The 20,714-nt window shown below is 65.1% G+C and carries 13 protein-coding genes and 6 tRNA genes; 7 read left to right on the forward strand and 12 right to left on the reverse strand.

What is annotated here, in order from left to right; translation table 11 throughout:
• Positions 1-106: 106 nt before the first annotated feature.
• The 3 genes from MFF62_RS14865 to MFF62_RS14875 all read right to left on the reverse strand — a co-directional run bounded on the left by MFF62_RS14865 (position 107) and on the right by MFF62_RS14875 (position 7,014).
• Positions 107-3,685, reverse strand: coding sequence for a UvrD-helicase domain-containing protein (locus MFF62_RS14865; RefSeq protein WP_238263890.1), 3,579 nt, complete (start codon positions 3,683-3,685; stop codon positions 107-109).
• A complete protein-coding gene (locus MFF62_RS14870; RefSeq protein WP_238263891.1) occupies positions 3,682-6,642 on the reverse strand; it encodes a PD-(D/E)XK nuclease family protein in 2,961 nt (986 codons plus the stop codon). The genes MFF62_RS14865 and MFF62_RS14870 overlap by 4 nt, the downstream gene beginning before the upstream one ends.
• A 69-nt stretch (positions 6,643-6,711) precedes the next feature.
• Complete coding sequence (locus MFF62_RS14875) at positions 6,712-7,014, reverse strand: hypothetical protein (protein WP_238263892.1); 303 nt, start codon at positions 7,012-7,014, stop codon at positions 6,712-6,714.
• A 463-nt stretch (positions 7,015-7,477) separates the two neighbouring features.
• Between MFF62_RS14875 and trxA the strand changes: the two genes are divergently transcribed.
• The 6 genes from trxA to MFF62_RS14905 all read left to right on the forward strand — a co-directional run bounded on the left by trxA (position 7,478) and on the right by MFF62_RS14905 (position 13,982).
• The gene (gene trxA, locus MFF62_RS14880; RefSeq protein WP_124683940.1) at positions 7,478-7,804 is read left to right on the forward strand and encodes a thioredoxin TrxA; all 327 of its coding nucleotides are present in this window, start codon (positions 7,478-7,480) and stop codon (positions 7,802-7,804) included.
• A 182-nt stretch (positions 7,805-7,986) separates the two neighbouring features.
• A complete protein-coding gene (rho, locus tag MFF62_RS14885) occupies positions 7,987-9,249 on the forward strand; it encodes a transcription termination factor Rho (protein ID WP_061959700.1) in 1,263 nt (420 codons plus the stop codon).
• Between the two features lie 79 nt (positions 9,250-9,328).
• On the forward strand, positions 9,329-10,174 hold the full coding sequence (locus tag MFF62_RS14890) for a M90 family metallopeptidase (protein ID WP_238263893.1): 846 nt from the start codon (positions 9,329-9,331) through the stop codon (positions 10,172-10,174).
• 171 nt (positions 10,175-10,345) lie between these two features.
• Positions 10,346-10,603 carry a type B 50S ribosomal protein L31 gene (locus MFF62_RS14895; RefSeq protein ID WP_061959698.1) on the forward strand — a complete coding sequence of 86 codons (258 nt, stop codon included), beginning with the start codon at positions 10,346-10,348 and terminating at the stop codon, positions 10,601-10,603.
• 156 nt (positions 10,604-10,759) lie between these two features.
• Positions 10,760-12,544 (forward strand): ArnT family glycosyltransferase, encoded by a 1,785-nt coding sequence (locus tag MFF62_RS14900; protein ID WP_238263894.1) that lies wholly within the window; start codon positions 10,760-10,762, stop codon positions 12,542-12,544.
• A gap of 85 nt (positions 12,545-12,629) precedes the next feature.
• The gene (locus tag MFF62_RS14905) at positions 12,630-13,982 is read left to right on the forward strand and encodes an MATE family efflux transporter (protein ID WP_238263895.1); all 1,353 of its coding nucleotides are present in this window, start codon (positions 12,630-12,632) and stop codon (positions 13,980-13,982) included.
• Positions 13,983-14,192: 210 nt separating this feature from the next.
• Here the strand turns inward: MFF62_RS14905 and MFF62_RS14910 are convergent.
• From MFF62_RS14910 to gltX, 7 genes are all read right to left on the reverse strand, one after another.
• Positions 14,193-14,269, reverse strand: a tRNA-Asp gene (locus MFF62_RS14910).
• Positions 14,270-14,332: 63 nt separating this feature from the next.
• Positions 14,333-14,408 (reverse strand) — tRNA-Glu (locus MFF62_RS14915).
• 113 nt (positions 14,409-14,521) lie between these two features.
• Positions 14,522-14,597, reverse strand: a tRNA-Ala gene (locus MFF62_RS14920).
• Between the two features lie 166 nt (positions 14,598-14,763).
• Positions 14,764-14,840 (reverse strand) — tRNA-Asp (locus MFF62_RS14925).
• Positions 14,841-14,906: 66 nt separating this feature from the next.
• A tRNA-Glu gene (locus MFF62_RS14930) sits at positions 14,907-14,982 on the reverse strand.
• 8 nt (positions 14,983-14,990) lie between these two features.
• Positions 14,991-15,066: transfer RNA gene (locus MFF62_RS14935), tRNA-Ala, on the reverse strand.
• A gap of 206 nt (positions 15,067-15,272) precedes the next feature.
• Positions 15,273-16,670, reverse strand: coding sequence for a glutamate--tRNA ligase (gene gltX, locus MFF62_RS14940; protein WP_238263896.1), 1,398 nt, complete (start codon positions 16,668-16,670; stop codon positions 15,273-15,275).
• A gap of 209 nt (positions 16,671-16,879) precedes the next feature.
• On the opposite strand from gltX, the gene MFF62_RS14945 reads away from it, so the two are divergent.
• On the forward strand, positions 16,880-17,827 hold the full coding sequence (locus MFF62_RS14945) for a patatin-like phospholipase family protein (RefSeq protein WP_238263897.1): 948 nt from the start codon (positions 16,880-16,882) through the stop codon (positions 17,825-17,827).
• Positions 17,828-18,011: 184 nt separating this feature from the next.
• On the opposite strand, the gene MFF62_RS14950 is transcribed toward MFF62_RS14945, so the two are convergent.
• Positions 18,012-18,686, reverse strand: coding sequence for a C40 family peptidase (locus tag MFF62_RS14950; protein ID WP_238263898.1), 675 nt, complete (start codon positions 18,684-18,686; stop codon positions 18,012-18,014).
• A 346-nt stretch (positions 18,687-19,032) separates the two neighbouring features.
• Positions 19,033-20,622 carry an ABC transporter ATP-binding protein gene (locus MFF62_RS14955; RefSeq protein WP_238263974.1) on the reverse strand — a complete coding sequence of 530 codons (1,590 nt, stop codon included), beginning with the start codon at positions 20,620-20,622 and terminating at the stop codon, positions 19,033-19,035.
• Positions 20,623-20,714: the final 92 nt, after the last annotated feature.

Raw genomic sequence — 20,714 nt, forward strand, 5'->3', positions numbered from 1 at the left:
CTACGCGGTATGACCCCCAGAATTTCCGAGATATCGACGTATTTCCAACGGCTTCCTGCCGCTGCTCTCGTCGCGTGTCTGCCCTATTCTGCGCCCGTTTTGCCGATCAGAACAACGACCCTTGTTGCGCCGTGGAAATCGGCGCCGGGCGCGGTGGCGTGGTGCGCATGACCGAGGCATCGATCCACTCGCCGGCGGCCGTGGCCACGCCGGCTTCCACGCGCTTGTCCGGAAAGATCGGCTGCACGGCGGCCACGTAGCGCGCGAGCTGCGCACCGTAGGCCGCGTGCTCCTGCGGCAGCAGCCGCTGCTTGTAGTCGATGATCACCACGCGGTCTTCAAACTCCACCAGCCGGTCGATCCGCAACAAGCGGCCGCGGCCATCGTAGAGCTCCACTTCGTTTCGGGCCGATACGGCATCGCGTGGAAACAGCAACGGCCGCAGCGCCGGGGCCGCCAGCATCGCGTCCAGGTCCGCCACGGCAGCCTCCGCGCCGGCGTCGGTCGACGGGAACCAGCGCATCACCGTGGCCGCGTCGGGCACGCCGGCGAATGCCTCGGGATAGCGCGTCAGGCGCTCCAGCAACGCGTGCACAAGTTCGCCATGGGCGGCGGCCTCGGCGTCGAAGACCGTGGATTCCGGCTCATCCTCGAATCCATTCTCGAAAACATCGTCGATGACGCCAGGCACCGCCAGCTCCCCGGCGTCGCGGTAGCGCAGCCGGAAATCGGTATAGCGCACCCGCTCGCTGGCCGCCGCAAAGCGGTCGCCGACGGCAAGATCAGCTTCGGGATAGGCAGTCACCTCGTCGCCCACGCCCGCCGCAGCCAGCCGCACATACCAGCTACCGGCAATCTCGGCGGCATTGTCATCTTCCTTCGCCGCTTTTCTGGCGCGGCCCTTCACGCCACTGACCAGCAGCCCCTGCTGCGCGCGCGTCATGGCGACGTAGAGCAGGTTCCAGTTCTCGCGGTCGGCCAGTGCCGCCTCGGCCTCGAACATCGGCGCACGCGCCAGGCCGCGCTCACTGCGCTTGCCATAGGCGGAAAAATGCCGGGGTTCGATGGACGCCGGCGGCCAGTCGACCAGGATGCCGCCACGGTCGCCCGCCGGCTCGCTGTGGTTGGCATCGAGCAGCACCACGAACGGCGCCTCCAGCCCCTTGGCCGCATGCACGGTCAGGATGTGCACCGCGTCGAGCTGGCTGTCGCCGGCATCGTCGGGTTCGCCTTCGCTGTCTTCCACGCCCTCGCCCATGCCGCCTTCGTCAGGACTTTCGTCCTCGTTACCGCGCCGAATCTCCTGCAACTCGTCGATGAACTTTGGCAAGCTCGGATAGCGGCCGCCGTCGAGATCGAGCGACAGCTTCAGGAAGGCGTCCAGGTTGGCCAGCACCTGCTCGCGGATGGCGGACGGTGCCGCCTCGGCGTAGCGGCGGCGCACTTCGCCCTGGTGATAGATCTGGTCGATCAGGTCGTGCACCGGCTTGTGCGGGGCCAGCGCCAGCCATGCCTGCAGCCGCGCCACGCCATCGCGCAGCGCGTCGCCAACGTGTGCCGGCAGGCCTTGGGCCGCGATGCGCGCCCACCAGCCGCCCTCGCCTTCCATCGACGCGAGCAGGATCAGGTCGTCGTCAGTAGCGCCCACGATGGGGCTCTTGAGTACGTGGGCCAGATCGAGGTCCGATTCCGGCGTCATCAGAAACGCCAGCAACGCCGAGATGTCCAGCGCTTCGAGCGTGGTCAGCAGCCCGCCCCGGCGTGGGCTCAGGCACGGAATCCCGGCCTCGCGCAGAGCGCGTTCGTAGTCGGGCAGATAGGTCTTGCGACGGACCAGCAGATGCATGTCGCGCCAGGTGGCCGGGCGCGAGGCATCGCCTTCGCGCACGGGCACCTGCGCACGCACGTAGTGCAGCCATGCCGCCACCCGACGGCCTTCCTCGAAGCGCAGCGAGTCGCCCTGCTGCGTGCGTGGCTGCGTCAGCGTGTCGCGATGGCCATCACCCGCTGCCGCCTCTTCTCCGCCTTCGTCAACAGCGTCGTCAGCGTCATCGGCCTCCACCAGCGGCAGCAGCCAGACCGGTCCACCAGGCTCGCCGAGCGCCGTGGTCTGCGTTTCATAGAGCGGATAGCGGCCCTCCGAGCGGGCGTGGTCGAACACGGCGTTGACCCAGTCCAGCACCTCGGGCCGGTTGCGGCGCGTGCGGTTGGTACGCAGCACGGTGGCGCGGAATTCGGCCTGCAGCATGTCGCGCGCGGCTTCGAACAGGCGCGCGTCGGCACGGCGGAAGCGGTAGATCGACTGCTTGGGATCGCCCACCAGGAACACGGTCGGCCTGTCGCCGAGCCCCTGGTAGCCGGCCAGCCAGCCCTGCAAGATGCGCCATTGCAGCGGGTTGGTGTCCTGGAATTCGTCGAGCAGCAGGTGGCGATAGCGCGCGTCGAGCCGCACCTGCAGGTAGGTGGCGGTTTCCTCATCGGCCATCAGCCGGGCAGCCAGCCATTCGAGGTCGGCGAAGTCCATCGCGCGCTGCTCGCCCTTGTAGCGCTGGTAGCGCTCCAGCAGCGCATCGCCCAGCCGGTACAGCGCCAGGTTGATGGCCAGCACGGCGGCCTCGCAGCGACGCGCGGCAATCTGGTCGAGGCGCTCGCAATGATCGGCCATGTGTGCGATCAGGTCTGCCGCAGCCCCTTCGCCGCCGCAAACCTTGACCAGTGCCGTGGTGGCTTTCATCGAGCGCGGCTTGCCGGCCTCGGTGAAGAACGCCGTGCGCAATGCGTGGAATGCCTGCGTGGCGGCATCGCCCGCCTCGGCCCCGGCATCGCGCCAGGCGCGAATCGCGCGCAGGCCGTCCATCAGGCGCGACGCGTGCGTCTGCTCGGTCTTGCCGCCGCGGCCCAGCACCAGCGCATGCTGCGCGCACGCTTCGAGCCAGTCGTCGTCGGCCAGCGCTTCCACCAGCACATCGGCGGTGGCGTCCTCGCCAAGGTCGTCGGTCAGCCGCTGTGCCGGATCGCCGCCCTCGCGGAACGCCCACCACTCGTTGCGTGCGTGGAACATGCGGTCGAGCAGGCTGCGTGCCTGGAAATCACCGATCGCATCGACCAGTTGCTCGTAGGTCTGGCGCAGTTCCGCGTGCTGTGGATGGGCCAGCGCGCGCCAGAACGGCGCCCACGCCTCGCGCTTCATGCGCAGTGCATCCTCGCGCAACGATGCGCCGGGCACGATGCCCGACGACAGCGGTGCGCCGCGCAGCAGCGTGCCAAACCAGCCATGGAACGTGTCGATGGCCATGCGGCCCGGCGACGCCAGCACCTGGGCGTGCAGCCCGCGCGCACGCGGCAGCGCGGCCCGCGCATCGGCCGGGGCCAGGCCGCGCATTTCGAGTTGGGCCAACACCGATTCGTCAGACCCGCTGGCCAGTTGCGACAGCACTTCCAGCAGGCGCTCGCGCATTTCCTCGGCCGCCTTGCGGGTGAAGGTGATCGCCAGGATCTCGTGCGGCGCGGCGCCGGCCAGCAGCAGGCGCACCAGGCGCGCCACCAGCAGCCAGGTCTTGCCGCTGCCAGCGCAAGCCTCCACCACCACGGAACGGACCGGATCACAGGCGGCGCGCGTGAAATCGGCCTCGCCAACGGGGTGGCCATCGCGCAGATAGGCGTGGATGTCGTGGCTGGCGCTCATGATTGCAGGTCGGGCAAGGCGGTGGATTCCCAGAAGCCCTTGCGGCACAAGCCGCGCGCTTCGCAATAGGTACAGGCGGCGGCATCGCCAAACGCGGGCAGCTTCGCGCCCTGCCGCAGGCGGCCGACGTCCTGCCGCAACTGGCGCTCCAGCCACGTCACGGCGGCCTGGAATTCGGGCAGGTCGACTTCACGCTGCGCGCCGGGCGTGCTGTCGCGGCCGCCCTGCTTCACGCCTTCGAGCGCCACCCAGCTTCCGGCCACGGCGTCGGCACGCAGCAGACCGTAGAACGCAAGCTGGCAATCTTCCTCGGCATCGCCAACCTTGCGCCGCAGGCGGCTGGCCGGCTGCGTCTTGTAGTCGAGCACCGCATGCGCCCCATCCGGGCCCTTGTCGAGTCGGTCGATTCTGCCGGAAAGCCGCAGCGGCACGCCATCGGGCATCGCTACGTCGACGCCGGCATCCATCTCGCCGCCGCGCCAGTACCAGCCCATTTCCTCGCGCGCGGCCTGCCACGCCACGTAGGACGGCAGCACCTCGCACCAGCGGCGGTAGTAGCTGATCGCGTTGCCGTCCTCGGCCATCTGCTTGCCGAACACGGTGTCGGAGATCTGCTGCAGGCGCGCCAGCCGGCGCGCGTCGTCGCGCTCGCCGGCGTCGTGCACTTCCTGGTGGTATTGCAGCAGCACGCGGTGCAGCAGGTTGCCGATGTCGCGCTTTTCCAGGTCGTCGCTGAGCGCTTCAAGCCCCGCCAGCCCCAGCATGCGGCCTGCGAAGAACTGGTACGGGCAGCGGCGCAGCATGTTGTAGGCGGCCGCGCTCCAGCGCGCGGGCACGCGCTCCGGCGCCACTGGCGCGGGCATGTAGCCGGGCTGCGCGAAGGTGTCGAGCCACTGCGGCGCGGCGCCGGCCTCGATGGGTGCCCCAGCGCGCGCACAGCATGCCGACAGCCGTTCGATCCAGCCCGAGACATGGTGCGGCTCGCCACGGCTGCCAAAACGCTGCCAGGTCAGCACCACATCGTCGTTGTTGAGCAGTACCTCGGCCAGATCGCGCGCCTGCTGCGCAAAGCGCGCCTCGCGATCTTCCAGACCGAGTTCGCGCCGCATCTGGTTCGAGAAGAACATCAGCTCGGCCGCGCTCGACGGCAACTGCGCATCGTCGCAGCCCACCACGACCACGCCATCGAAACGGCGCATCCGCGCTCCATTGAGCGGCAGGATCGTGATGCGCGACTGCCCGGACGCCGACGGCTCCTTGTAGGCCACGGTTTCCAGCAGCGCCGCCAGCATCGCGCGGAATTCCTGCTGGTTCAGCGTGGCATGGCTGCCGGCGGCCTCCTCTCCGTCGCCCTTCAGGTCATCGGGCAGCTCGGCCAGCCGCGCCAGCGCATCGAGCAATTGCTGGCCGGCGTCGTCGGTAGCCAGCGCGGCGCGCATGCCCAGCGTGTCGAGCGTGGCATCGAGCCGCGCCAGCCAGACCGCCAGCGGCTGCTGGGTGTGGCCACGCGGCCATAGGCCGGCCTCGTCGGCCAGCCTGGCGATCAGTTCGCGGGCGGCGGCGCGCATCTGCAGCGCCGAGTCGGTGGCTTCCATGGTCTCGGCATCGACCACCGTGTTGCCCTCGCGTTCGACAAAAAGGCGGCGCAGGCGGGCCCAGCCGCCGGTAATCGCCTCGCGCCGGATCTGACGCTCCAGCAGCGCGATGGCCGCGCCACGGTGTTCGGCATCGGGCAGGCAGAACGGCGACTTGAGCAGGTCGAGCAAGGCGGCGGTGTCGCCATCGCGCACGAGCACGTCGAACCAGCGCATCAGCGCGGCCGCCGCACGCGTGGTCGACAGCTTCCAGCCCGTCTCGTCGCGCACCGGCGCGCCAGCCCGCGTCAGCAACGCGCGCGTGCGGCGTGCCACCACGCGGTCGTGGGCGACCAACGCTACGTGCCGGCGCCCTTCGTTGAGCCATTGCACAAGCTGGCTGGCCGCGGCCGCGGCTTCGTCCTCGAACCGGGCGCTGCCGACCACGCGTACGCGCGGGCGTTCGGTGGGCAGATCTTGTGGCAAATGGGAGAACGGCGCGGCATTGGTGTGCTTGCCGGAGTCGGCTTCTTCGTCAGCTTCTCCGTCGGCTTCGTCGGCTGGCTTTTCGATCCTCCGCGCTTCGGGCCACAGCGCCAGCAGCGTGCCATACCAGTCCGCGCTGTCCTGCACCTGCCCGCCGCTCCAGTCGTAGCCGACTTCCATGGTCGGCACCAGTTCGCCGGCCTGTTGCAGGAAGCTGGCCTCGATTGGCTCGGGCGAGGTCGGACCAATCCAGACCACCGGGCCCGCCACCTGCTGCGCCAGCCGTTGCAACGCACGTCGGCGCACCGGCAACGGATCGTCAGGGCCAGACAGCATCTGCCAGAACGCCAGCACGATCTGCGCCTCCTGCCCGAGGAAGCGGTCGGACAGGTGGGCATAGGTACGCTGCAGCGCACCCTGCAGCAGCGCGGCGCGGTCGTCGCCGTCGATGTCGTCGTCTTCGCGGATGGCGGCGTCTTCGAGCCAGCGCGCGCTCAGCTCGTCGCTGATGGACAGCAGCGTTTGTGCCAGGCCCCATGCCGCGCCTTCGGTCTGGGCGCCGAACGCGCGGCGCAGCCAGTCCTGCGCGCGGATGGCCTGCTGCACGGCCAGCAGCCGCGCGGCATGGCCGCGCGCGGGCACCGGTTCGGCATCGAGATCGGGCGGCAGATCCAGCAGCCAATGGCCCAGCGTCAGCACGCGCGGCAGCAGGCGCGGCCGGCCCGTGGCGCGTGCAGCGGCGTCCAGCGCCTGGCGCACGCCGGGAATCTGGGCAGCCGTCGGCACGACCACGTGCGCGGCCGATGCGACGGGGCCGCAATGGTCAAGGAAATACCACGTCGCCGTGGCGGCCTGTTCGAGAAACGACGGGCCGGGAGGAAACGAAAGCCGGGTCATCAATGGTAGGAACCGATAGGTATCCGGTATCCGGGGGCTACCCGGGCGCCCCCGATACGTGTGGTGGCGTCAGTCGCCGGCGCCGCCGCCCCGCTCCAGGCGGGCACGCAGCTCGCGCGCGGTTTCCAGCAATCCTTCGTAGCCGGAGCGCGCGTGCTCGGGCAGGTCGGGATCGCCAATCAGCGTGCCGAGCGTTTCCATCACGCTGTACACAAGCCCCTTGGCAGCGCCAATGGCGATGCTGTCGGACTCCACCGCGCTGTTCAGGTGCGCCAGCGCGTCGCTCAGCTGGTCCGCATCGGGTGCCTGCTGCACACCGGTATCCGGGGCATCGGGCGTTTCGGTATCGGGCTTGCGAGGATCGGGCGTCATGATCGATGGCCTATATCGGAAGATGCAAGGTGGACGCATCCGGCCTGCCATTCTACGCGGTCACGGCAGCGATCCATCCAAGTGCATTCTAGATCATGCTTCGCGCCGATTCCTACGGGAAATCCCCACCCGGAGGCCGCCAGCCGCCCACAATTACCTCCAATGAGGGATGCCGATTGAGCCAACCTCTTGCCCCGATTGAAACTATCATCGGCAACAGAAGCAAGGGCGCGGCACAATGATGACCGTGACCGCCGCGTCTGCTCTGTGGAGCGCGGCGCGGTACGGGCACCGGAGGGCTTGAAATCCGGCAAGCTGGTAACATATCGGCGTCAATGGCGGCGCGTGTCGCCACGCATTGCCGGCCCGGCGACCCTGCACGATCTCGTGTAAGGTAGCGATTCAGCCCCACGGCAGTTGCCCGCCTTCAACATAAACTGAGCGAAACCAGAGGTTCCCCGCCATGAGCGACCAAATCAAGTATGTGAGCGACGCATCGTTCGACACCGACGTGCTCAAGTCCGACAAGCCCGTCCTGCTGGACTTCTGGGCTGAATGGTGCGGCCCCTGCAAGATGATTGCCCCGATCCTGGACGAAGTTGCCAAGGACTACGGCGACCGCGTGCAGATCGCCAAGATCAACGTCGACGAGAACCAGCAGGTTCCGGCCAAGTTCGGCATCCGCGGCATCCCGACGCTGATCCTGTTCAAGAACGGCGAAGTCGTGGCCCAGAAGGTTGGCGCGCTGTCGAAGTCGCAGCTGACCTCGTTCCTGGACGGTCAGGTCTAAGCCTGCCTGCCCTGCCGGAGCCGTTGCGCTCCGGCCTGGCACGATCCGGCCTCGCGTGCGCCAGTTCTGGCGCGCCGGCCGGATTGTGCTAAGATGCGTCCCAACAACTTCCCCGAGCGTTCGCTCATTCTTCCCCCTTCTCCTAGGTCTTGCCCGTCCGGGCCCTTCTGTACCCCTTGTCTATGCACCTGACAGAACTCAAATCGCTTCACGTGTCTGCGCTTCTCGAAATGGCGGCTACGCTCGAGATCGACAACGCACAACGGATGCGCAAACAGGAACTGATGTTTGCGATCCTCAAGAAGCGCGCCAAGATGGGCGAAACCATCTACGGAGACGGCACGCTGGAAGTTCTGCCCGATGGCTTTGGTTTCCTGCGCTCGCCGGAAACGTCGTACCTGGCCAGCACGGACGACATCTACATCAGCCCGTCGCAGATCCGCCGTTTCAACCTCCACACCGGTGATTCGATCGAAGGTGAAGTCCGCACGCCGAAGGACGGCGAGCGCTACTTTGCACTGGTGAAGGTGGACAAGGTCAACGGGCAGCCGCCCGAAGCGGTGAAGAACCGCATCATGTTCGAGAACCTGACGCCGCTGCATCCGAACCGGCCGCTCACGCTCGAACGCGACATCCGCGCCGAGGAAAACATCACCGGCCGTATCGTCGACATGATTGCCCCGATCGGCCGCGGTCAGCGCGCGCTGCTGGTGGCATCGCCGAAGTCCGGCAAGACCGTGATGCTGCAGCACATCGCCCACGCGATCGCGAACAACCATCCGGAAGCGGACCTGTTCGTGCTGCTGATCGACGAACGCCCGGAAGAAGTGACCGAAATGCAGCGCTCGGTGCGCGGCGAGGTGGTGGCGTCGACGTTCGACGAACCGGCCATCCGCCACGTACAGGTGGCCGAAATGGTCATCGAGAAGGCCAAGCGCCTGGTGGAACTGAAGCGCGACGTGGTGATCCTGCTTGACTCGATCACGCGTCTGGCCCGCGCCTACAACACGGTGGTGCCGGCCTCGGGCAAGGTGCTGACCGGTGGTGTCGACGCCAACGCGCTGCAGCGTCCGAAGCGTTTCTTCGGTGCCGCGCGTAACCTGGAAGAAGGCGGTTCGCTGACCATCATCGCCACGGCGCTGATCGAAACGGGCAGCCGCATGGATGACGTGATCTACGAAGAGTTCAAGGGCACCGGCAACATGGAAGTGCACCTGGAACGCCGCCTCGCAGAAAAGCGCGTCTACCCGGCCATCAACCTGAACAAGTCCGGCACGCGCCGCGAAGAACTGCTGATCAAGCCGGAAATCCTCCAGAAAATCTGGATCCTGCGCAAGTTCATCTCGGACATGGACGAAGTGCAGGCCATGGAATTCATTCTGGACAAGATGAAGCCGACGAAGAACAACGCAGAGTTCTTCGACATGATGCGCCGCGGCGGCTGACCGCCCGCAGTTGTCAGGCACGTGAAAAGGCGTACCCTTCGGGTGCGCCTTTTTTCTTTTGCGAGCCCCTTCCGAAACCATGTTCGGCAAACTGTCCAGCTACCTGCGCGCCCGTTCCCGCGAACGCAAGCTCGTGCACTACGCGATTCCCGACGAACTGTGGACGCGCATCGTGGCCACCCTGCCCTTCGTGCAGCGCTACGACGCCGCAGACCAGGCGACGCTGCGCGAACTGGCCACGCTATTTATCGCCAGCAAGGAATACTCGACCGCGCACGAACTGGAGCTGACCGACGAGATGGTGGTGGGCGTGGCCGTGCAGGCGTGCGTGCCCATCCTGAAGCTGGGCATCGAGTGGTACCGGGGCTGGCACGGCATCGTGCTCTATCCCGGCGAGTTCCTGATCCGCAAGACCGTGGAAGACGATATCGGGCTGGTGCACGGTGTGGAAGAGGAAGCCAGCGGCGAGGCCTGGGAACATGGCCCGGTCATCCTGTCCTGGCAGGACGTGAACATGTCGGGGTCCGGCCTCGACAACGGATCGGATTCATACAACGTGGTCATCCACGAGTTTGCCCACAAGCTCGACATGCTCGACGGCGAGCCCGATGGCGTGCCGCCGTTCTCGCGCGTGCTGCACCCGGGCATCGACGCCGAACAATGGGCCGAGACGCTGCTCACCGAGTACGATGCGTTCGCCGATGCCTACGAGGCGCTGCCGGATTCGGCATGGGACCACCCCGAACGCCTGCCACCCCGGCTGCGCATCATCGATCCCTACGGATGCGAAGCGCCGAGCGAGTTCTTTGCCGTGGCGTCCGAGTCATTTTTCGTCGATCCTGGCGGCCTGCGCCAGCATTGGCCCACGCTTTATGCGGTGCTTGGCCAGTTCTACCGTCAGGACCCCGCTAAAAGTGGCGATTAATACGGTTTTCACACCCTTCGCGCCTTCCGGGAAAACTGCCACCGGATATTGCCCAAGCTCTTGTTTTTCTGCCATAATCCCAGTTTGCCCGTTACCGGCAAGTGGTTCGCTCGTCGCAAGCAAGCGGCTGACAGTAGAGCGGACTGGCTACCCAACCTGAAAGGAAGCACCATGAAAGAAGGCATTCACCCGAATTATCGCGAAGTCCTGTTCCACGACGTGTCGAACGACTTCAAGTTCGTGACCCGCTCGACGATCCAGACCAAGGACACGATCGAACACGAAGGCAAGACCTACCCGCTGGCCAAGATCGAAGTGTCGTCGGAGTCGCATCCGTTCTACACCGGCCAACAAAAGATCATGGACACGGCTGGCCGCGTCGAGAAGTTCCGCCAGAAGTTCGGCAGCAAGCTGGCCGCCAAGAAGTAATTGGCCAGCGCTACCAAGCGACTGCGGCGCGAAACAGGACAGATGCTCCTGTCACGCGCAACCTGACAAAGAGGCAGCATCGGCTGCCTCTTTGCATTTGTGGCCCACAATGGCGTTTGTGCACGCTTATCCAAGGGCTACCCGGATTCACTGCCGATGTCCCAAGCCACCAAGACCTCCCCTGTTCACCTGACGGCCGCCGCCACTGGCGCGCTGCCGCGCTATCTGCTGCTGGCCATCTGCATCATCTACGGACTGACCGGCCTGTTCGGCCGCGATCCGTGGAAGAACGAGGATGCCGCGGGGTTCGGCGTGATGTGGCAGCTTGGCATCGGCAACGCGCAGGACTGGTTGATGCCAAACATCGTGGGCCGCCCGTTCAGCGCGGATGGCCCGCTGGTGTTCTGGGTGGGCGGCCTGATGATCCGCCTGTTCGGCGGCTGGCTGGGCGCCCCCGATGCGTCGCGCCTGGCCACGGCCCTGTTCTACTTCGCCACCTGTGCCTTCATCTGGTACTCGACTTACCTGCTGGGCCGCCGTGACGAGGTACAGCCGTTTGCCTTCGCCTTCGGCGGACAGCCGGACGCGCGATCCTACGGCCGCGCGCTGGCCGACGGCGCCCTGCTGATCTTCCTGGCCTGCGTGGGCCTGGCCATGCGCGGGCACGAAACCACGGCACAGGTGGGCCAGGTCTGCTTCATCGCGTTCATGCTGTACGGCATGGTGCGCAGCCTGGACAAGCCCGTGCAGGGCAGCCTGTGGTTTGGCGTGGGGCTGGCCGCGCTGTGCCTGGCCAGCGGCCCGATCCTGGCTGCGGCATTGCTGGGCGCAGCACTGATTGCCGGGGCGGTGTCGGGGCCGGTGCCATTGAAGCGGCTGTTGATGGTGGGGGTGCCCGTTGCGCTGGCCATCGTTGCGGCCTGGATGCTCGCGGTCTATTTCGGTGCGACGTCGACCGAGGATGGCGTGACGTACATCCGCGAATGGGCCCGCTACGACCGTCGCATGTACGGCGGCCCGAGCCTGCCCACGGCCGGCTTCATCGGCCGCAACTTCCTGCTGTTCTCGTGGCCGGTCTGGCCAATTGCCGCCTTTGCATGGCTGTCGTGGCGCGGCATGCGTCGCGCGCCCCATGTGACGCTACCGCTGGCCATCCTGGCCATGCTGTTCCTGCTGCTGTTGCTGCAGCGCAATCCCGGCGACGTGCAATTCATCCTGCTGCTGCCGCCGATGGCCATCCTGGCAGCTTTCGCGTTGCCTACGCTGCCACGCGCCGCCATCAACGCGGTGGACTGGTTCGCCCTGCTCTTCTTCACCATCTTCGGCGGCACGGTCTGGTTCATGTGGATCGCCAAGACCACGGGCTGGCCGCCCAAGGTGGCGAACAACGTCTTCCGGCAGATTCCCGGCTTCGAACACACGTTCACGATCAGCGCCGTGATCATCGCGCTGGCCGCGACGGTGGCATGGGTGCTGGTGGTGCGCTGGCGTCTGTCCCGCGCGCCCAAGCAGATCTGGCGCCCCGTGGTGATCTCGGCCGCAGGCACCACACTGATGTGGGTGATGGCCATGACGCTGTGGCTGCCGTCGATCAACTACGGCAAGACCTATCGCGACGTGGCCCAGGCTGCCGCCATGGCGCTGCCGTCGACGTATCAGTGCGTGCAGCCGATTCGCATGGGCGATGCCCAGCTCGCGTCGTTTGCGTACTTCGGCCATATCCGCTTTGGCGGGCCGGAGGACGGTTGCGACGTGCTGCTGCGGCACGACGCCGTGGACTACGGTGCGCCGGGCAACATCTCGCACTTCGAATGGCGCCTGATCTGGGAAGGCCGTCGTCCGGCCGACCGCGACGAGCGGTTCCGCATGTATCGCCTGGTCGACACCTCGCAACTCAAGCCCGCGCAGCCTTCCATGCGGCGCCGCCTGCCGCAGCAGTAATCCCCTTCCAACGCGCGGACGCCTCAGCCGTCCGCGCGAGCTTCTCCGGCCTTGGCGGCCGGCGCAATCCCAACACAAAACCAAGATGAGCAGCGCGCTGCAGGACATCCGTCGCATCGTTCACCTCGCCGCCCCCGTTCTGGTGGGGCAACTGGCCGTTATCGCCTTCGGCGTGATCGACACCATCATGGCCGGCCGCGCCTCGGCCACCGATCTCGCAGCCGTAGGGCTGGGTGGATCGATCTATGTGACGGTCTACATCAGCCTGATGGGCGTGCTGCAAGCGCTGGCTCCGACCGCCGGCCAACTCTACGGCGCAGGACGCACCGCGGAAATCGGCGTGGAAGTGCGACAGGCAGCCTGGCTGGGCGTGGCGCTGGCCATCCCCGGCATGTTGCTGCTGCTGTTCCCTGGCCCCGTGCTGGCATTTGCCAAGGCGCCGCCCGAACTGGTGGAAAAGGCCTCGCGCTACCTCCATATCGTGGCGCTCGGCCTGCCGGCGGCACTCGCTTTCCGCATCTACATGGCGCTCAACAACGCGCTGTCGCGCCCGATCATGGTCACGGTGCTGCAGATCGCGGGACTGGCGCTCAAGGTACCGCTCAATGCGTGGTTCATTCACGGCGGCTTCGGCGTGGCCGCGATGGGGGGCCCGGGCTGCGCGCTGGCGTCGACCATCATCAGCTGGGTCTGGTGCGTATCGGGCCTGACCATCCTGCGTTACGGCTCCGCCTACCAGCCGCTGGGTATCTTTGCCCGCTGGGAGTGGCCGCGCTGGGATCGCATCCGGCCGCTGGTGCGGCTTGGGGTGCCGATGGGCCTGACCTATCTGATCGAAATCACGTCATTCACGCTGATGTCGATCTTCATCACCCGACTCGGCACTGAAACGCTGGCGGGCCATCAGATCATCGCCAACCTGAGCGCGGTCGCGTACATGGTGCCGCTGTCGTTGTCGATCGCCACCTCCACACTGGTAGCCCAGGCAATCGGCGCCCGGGACATGGCTGCCGCCCGCCGCATTGGCTGGCGCGGCATCCGCTTTGGTGCCGGCCTGGCCGTGCTGATCGGCGCCACGCTATGGACCCTGCGCGAACCGCTGCTGCAGGCCTACGCGAAAGACCCTGGCGTGGTCGCCAAAGCCCTGCCGCTGATGTTGTTCGTAGCGTTCTACCAGGCCTTCGACGCCGTCCAGGTCATGAGCGCCTTCATTCTCCGTGCGTACAAGATCGCGTTGATACCGACGCTGATCTACGCCGGGTCGCTATGGGGCGTGGGGCTTGGTGGCGGCTATGTACTGGGATTCGGGCTGATCGACGCCATGCCAGCGTTCACGCGCGGTGCTGCGGGATTCTGGATGGCTAACAGCGTCAGCCTGGCGATTGCCGGGACGCTGCTGGTGCGGTACTTCATGCACGTGAGCCGGGCGAAGATCTGAGCGGCTGTTTCGCCTTGTCTTTACTCCCCTCTCCCGTCTTGCGGGAGAGGGGTTGGGGGTGAGGGCATTGCGGGTCTGCTTGCTGACATGTCGCAATTGGAACCGCTAGCCCTCACCCCCAGCCCCTCTCCCAGAGGGAGAGGGGAGGAAAAACGGGAGTGTGCAAAGTACAGACGAAAAAAAGCCTGCTTGCGCAGGCTTTTTAAAGGTTGGCGGAGCGGACGGGGCTCGAACCCGCGACCCCCGGCGTGACAGGCCGGTATTCTAACCAACTGAACTACCGCTCCGTTTTCGGCTGTTACCCGGAAATTCCGGATAACTGCTGGGCGTTTGATTACGCCCGGCTGTTTTGGCGTCCCCTAGGGGATTCGAACCCCTGTACTCACCGTGAAAGGGTGATGTCCTAGGCCTCTAGACGAAGGGGACAGAAATCTGTTGCAAGCAACGCTTTCCGTCGATTGCTGCGAAGTCCGGCATTCTACCAGAACTTTCGCAACTTGAAGCAACTTTTTTTACTGCTGAAGTTGCTTCCAAAACCTTGGTGGAGCTAAGCGGGATCGAACCGCTGACCTCTTGCATGCCATGCAAGCGCTCTCCCAGCTGAGCTATAGCCCCTTGCACTTCTACCACCTGATAATCGCATCTTCCCGCGAAGCGACGATTATCTTTTGATTTTTCGAAGCCTGAAAAACTGGCCTCGGGTAAATCGAAAGATGATTATCAGATAATCACCTCTCACCCAAATAAAAACCCGCTTGGTTTCACCCAAGCGGGCTCAGTCTGGCGGAGCGGACGGGGCTCGAACCCGCGACCCCCGGCGTGACAGGCCGGTATTCTAACCAACTGAACTACCGCTCCATTGTTGGTTGCCACCCGAAGCTTCGCTTCGGACAGCCAACTGGACGTTTGGTTACGTCCAACATCTGGCGTCCCCTAGGGGATTCGAACCCCTGTACTCACCGTGAAAGGGTGATGTCCTAGGCCTCTAGACGAAGGGGACAGAAACTTTGGTGGAGCTAAGCGGGATCGAACCGCTGACCTCTTGCATGCCATGCAAGCGCTCTCCCAGCTGAGCTATAGCCCCATAGTTACTGCCATTTACTACTAACTCGCCACCAGATTTACTGCTTTCCGGCGAAGCGGCGATTATAAATCAATCACTGCGTTTTGCAAGTCCCTTTTGGTTTTTTCAACCGTTCTGCTTGACTCGCGTCGTGCAGCAGGGAGAACGAGATTATGCTGAAGTCTCGACCAGAGCGCAAGCCCCAGCCGAGACATTTCTGCACATTTTTATGCAGCAGCCAGGCGGCGCAGCACCGTGTCGCGGCCAATCAGTTCCAGCACCGCGTCGATGGCCGGCGTCTGCAGTTGCCCCACCACCAGCAGGCGCACCGGCATGGCCAGCTTGGGCATCTTCAGGCCGAATTCGGCCAGCACCGCCTTGAACGTGGCGCCAATCGCCTCGCGCTTCCACTCCGGCAGCGCGGCCAGTTGCGTCGCCAGCGCCTGCAGCGCCGGGCGGATCTCGTCGGTCAGGTGTTCGGCGCGCAAGGCGGCATCGGCCTGCGGCTCGCCACGGTAGAACAGCAGCGCGGCCTGGGCCACTTCCTTGAGCGTGTTCGCCCGATCCTTGACCAGCGCCACCACGCCCGCCAGATCAGCGCCCTCCACCTTGCCATCCAGCGCCTCGATGAACGGGCGGGTCAGCTCGGCCAGGCGTGCGTTGTCACCGGTCTTGATGTAGTGGTTGTTCAGCCAGGCGAGCTTTTCCGGGTTGTACTGCGCCGGCGACTTGCCCAGGTGATCCAGGTCGAACCATTCAACAAACTGCTCGCGAGTGAAGATCTCGGCGTCGCCGTGCGACCAGCCCAGGCGCGCCAGATAGTTGAGCACCGCTTCGGGCAGATAGCCCTCGTCACGGTAGCCGGTCACCGGCATGGCGCCATGGCGCTTGCTCATCTTCTCGCCCTGCTCGTTCAGCACGGTCGGCAGGTGGGCGTAGACGGGTACCTCACCGCCCAGCGCGCGAATGATGTTGATCTGGCGCGGCGTGTTGTTGACGTGGTCGTCGCCACGGATCACGTGGGTGATCTTCATGTCGAGATCGTCGATCACCACGCAGAAGTTGTACGTCGGCGTACCGTCCGGGCGAGCGATCACCAGGTCATCAAGCTCGTCGTTCGAGATCTCGATGCGGCCCTTCACGGCGTCGTCCCACACCACGCTGCCGCCGATCGGGTTCTTGAAGCGCACCACGGGCTGCACGCCGGCGGGCGGCTCGGGCAGGACCTTGCCCGGCTCCGGGCGCCAGAAGCCGTTGTAGCGCGGCTTTTCGCCGGCCGCGCGCTGCGCTTCGCGCAGGGCATCCAGTTCCTCGGTGCTCATGTAGCAGTGGTAAGCCAGGCCGCTTTCCATCATCTGCTGCACCACGGCGCGATACCGGTCCATGCGCTGCATCTGGTAGAACGGACCTTCGTCGATATCAAGATCGAGCCAGGCCATGCCTTCCAGGATCACGTCGACCGCTTCCTCGGAAGAACGCTCGACATCGGTGTCCTCGATGCGCAGGATGAAGTCGCCCTTCATGCGGCGGGCAAAGGCCCACGGATAAAGTGCGGAGCGAATGTTGCCAAGGTGGATGAAGCCGGTCGGGCTCGGCGCGAAGCGGGTGCGGACGCGTTGTGTCATGGTCGGGGAGAAACAAAAAAGCCCACGCACGGGTGCGCGCAGGCCGGATTTCGTTGAACGTTGCATTATACGCCCTGCCCGATTCCAGTCCGGCCACGGAATCATTTATGCTTGGCACCGGTCTGAATCCGGGCCAGTCACCCCGCGTCATGCGATGTCCGGCCTTTCGATGCCCGACACATCACTTTCGCGATAGCTTTCCTTCCTCGATGCAACGTAGACATTTTCTTGGCGCCTCGGCCGCCATGCTGCTGACGGCCTGCTCGTTCGGGCCCAAGCCGGCGCCAACCGTTCCGCCCACGGTCGCGACCGTGCCGCCCGTCGCCCCTACCCCACGACCGATCCGTATCGGGCTCGCCCTGGGTGGCGGCGCCGCGCGTGGTTTTGCCCATATCGGCGTGATTAAGGCACTCGAGGCGCAGGGCATCCATCCGGACATCGTGACCGGCACTAGCGCGGGCTCCGTGGTGGCCGCGCTCTATGCCACCGGCCTGGACGGCTTCCAGCTCAACAAGCTGGCGCTGACGATGGACGAAGCCGCCATCGCCGACTGGGCGTTGCCGTTTGGCACCAAGTTCGGCGGCTGGGTCAAGGGCGAGGCGCTGCAGAACTACGTGAACCGGCTGGTCAAGAACCGGCCGATCGAGGCCATGAAGCTGCCGCTCGGCATTGTCGCCACGGATCTCAAGACCGGCGAACGTATCGTGTTCCGGCGCGGCAACACGGGCCAGGCCGTGCGCGCATCGAGCAGCGTGCCCGGTGTTTTCCAACCCGTGTCTATTGCGGGCCATGACTATGTAGATGGTGGCCTGGTGGAGCCGGTACCGGTGGATGCGGCGCGCGAGATGGGCGCGGAGTTCGTGATTGCCGTCAATATCTCGGCCGACCCATCGAGCCAGAAGAACGGCGGGCAAAGCGGCGTGCTGCTGCAGACCACGGCGATCATGGGCCAGTCGATCAACCGGATGGCCCTGGCCCGCGCCGACGTGGTGATTCGCCCTGACCTGCCCGACATGGGCGGCAGCGACTTTGCCTCGCGCAACCGCGCCATTCTGGCCGGTGAGCAGGCCACCTCCGCCGCGCTGAGCACGCTGCGCGAGAAACTGGCAGCGGCACGGCTGCGTCCGGCACCGGCCGGGACGGTTGCCACGCAATAAGCCGACCGCCTGGCAGGCAACCGCTGTCACATGTCTTGTCACATCGACCGCATCGACTGACAGGAATCGTCACCACGATGACAGAGGATGTCACCCTTTAGTGGGGTAATTGTCTTAAGACAAGACATCTGTGGACAATAAAAAAGGACTGCCGAGGCAGTCCTTTTTTCGACCTGACGATGCGTCAACCACCAAACATCGTACGGCCCTGGGCATTCGGGTCGAAGCGCTTGAGCGTCTCGATCATGCTGCCCGTGTTCTCTACCGAACCGCGTGCGGAATCGTCGATGCGGCGCGCGCCGTTATAGCGCGTGACCCAGTACGACGCACGCATATCGTCCACGCGGATCTTGCTGCCGGTGGACGGCGCGTGCACGAACTTGTTGTCGCCAATATAGATACCGACGTGCGAGAACGTGTGGCGCATCGTGTTGAAGAACACGAGGTCGCCCGGACGCAGCTCGTTGGCAGCCACGGTGGTGCCCACCTGGCTCATTTCGACGGAACGGCGCGGCAACATGAAGCCGAAGGTGTCGTTGAACACGTAGCGGACGAAACCGCTGCAGTCCAGACCCGATTCGGGGCTGTTACCGCCGAAGCGATAACGCACGCCAATCAGGCCCAGCGCGTTCATGACCAGGTCGCCAGCCTTGCTGGCAACGTTGCTGGTGGAGTTCATCACCGACGACAGCAAGCCGCGCTTGCCTTCCGGATGGGCGTCCGCATCAACGCGGGCTTCAATCCGGGCGTCCGGGTCCTTGAACACCGTATCCGCCAGCACTCCATTCGACACAGTCGCACCGCAGGCAATGGCAATTCCGATAGCGGCGCGCGCCAGGGAATGAAGTACCGTTTGCATTGGCTCTCCTGATGATCGGACAAATCTGACCGCCAAATCAGACATTGACGGACAGCGTGAAAACATCAGGGCGGTACGTACGCAAGAAGTACGCCAGACCGACTGCACCAGCCGCGTGCAACTTCGACCTTCCCCAAGGTCTGCATGCGGCGGACGAACCACCCCCGATAAAACTCGTTGCGGGATAGTAAAGGACCACCCTTGACGTGTCAAAGATGGTTACAACTTTCCCGCAAAGAGCTAGCAAATCAACGAGCTAGCGTTAAAAACGCATTCTGTTTCTCGGAAACTTTATAAAGAAACCGTGTTACCGCGACGTGTCAAAGCGCGTTGCAATGCACATCATTCAAGCCGCGCCCAACTGGGCAGCCGCCATAAGCTTTTTTGTATACGGATGCTGCGGTGCGCCAAGTACGGTTTCTGTCTCGCCCGATTCCACCACTTCACCGTTTTTCATCACGATGACTCGGTGCGCCATCGCACGAATCACTGCAAGATCGTGGCTGATGAACAGGTAGCTGAGGTTGTACTTGTGCTGGAGTTGCGAAAGCAGCGCAAGCACCTGCTGCTGGATCGATACGTCAAGCGCCGAAGTCGGCTCATCCAGCACCAGCACCTGCGGTTTCAGGATCAGCACCCGCGCAATGGCAATACGCTGGCGCTGGCCACCCGAGAACTCGTGCGGATAGCGGCCCAGCGCCGTGCGATCCAGGCCCACCTCGCGCAGCGCCTCGATCACACGCTCGCGCATGGCCTCCGCCGACAGGCCCGGCTGATGCAGCGCCAGCCCTTCCCCGACGATCTGCTCGATCGTCATGCGCGGCGACAGCGAGCCGAACGGGTCCTGGAACACCACCTGCATGCGCTTGCGCAGCGAGCTGCGTTCCTTTTGCGTGCAGGCGTCAAAGCTGCGGCCCAGGAACTGGATCGCCCCGCTGCTCTTGCGTTGCAGCGCCAGCACGGCATGCGCCAGCGTGGTCTTGCCGGAGCCAGACTCGCCGACGATGCCGACCGTCTCGCCCTCGCGCAACTGCAGCGTGACGTCCTTGACGGCGGCAAACGCTTCCTTGCCGAACCAGCCGGCAATGCCGGGCCGCTTCTTCTGGTAGTTCACGCACAGCGCGTCGGTTTCCAGCAGCACCGGCGCCAGCGGCACCAGCGGCAACACCTCGCGCCGGGGCCGGCTGTCGATCAGCTTTTTCGTATAGGGATGGCGCGGATTGGCAAAGACTTCGGCCGTCTCGCCGGTTTCCACCAGCACGCCCTTTTCCATCACGCCCACCCGCTGCGCGAATGCTCGCACCATGTTCAGGTCGTGCGTGATCAGCATCACGGCCATGCCGAATTCCACTTGCAGGCTGCGCAGCAAGTCCAGGATCTGCGCGCGGATGGTGACGTCCAGCGCCGTGGTGGGTTCGTCGGCCAACAGCAGTTTCGGCCGGCAGGCCAGCGCCATGGCGATCATCGCGCGCTGGCGCTGGCCGCCCGACAACTGATGCGGAAAGCTGTTGAAGCGGTTGGCCGCGTCGCTGATGCCCGTGCGCTCCAGCAGCGCGATGGCCCGGTCGCGCGCCGCGCGCCGGTCCAGGCCCTCGTGCAGCGCCAGCGTCTCCACGATCTGGTTGCCGATCGTGTAGAGCGGGTTCAGCGCGGTCATCGGCTCCTGGAAGATCATGGCGATCTCCGATCCGCGAATGCCGCGCATCTCGCGATCGGAGACCTCCAGCAGATCCTTGCCCTCGAAGCGGATGGCCCCGTGATAGTGCGCGTCTTCCACCAGCCGCAGCATGGCCAGCGCGGTCACGGTCTTGCCCGATCCCGATTCGCCGACCAGCGCATAGCGCTCGCCCGCGCGCAGATCGAAGCTGACATCGCGCACGGCACGCGTGGCGTGCTCACCATCGCCAAACGTTACCGACAGGCGTTCCACGCACATCAGCTTGGTGCCAGGCTCGGGCAGGTCCACCGGGTCCGGGAATACGTCGCTCAACGCGGTTGCAGCGGTAGCAGCGGTTGCAGGCGTCACCG

The organism is Cupriavidus pauculus, assembly GCF_022179805.1.
Classification (GTDB): domain Bacteria; phylum Pseudomonadota; class Gammaproteobacteria; order Burkholderiales; family Burkholderiaceae; genus Cupriavidus; species Cupriavidus pauculus_E.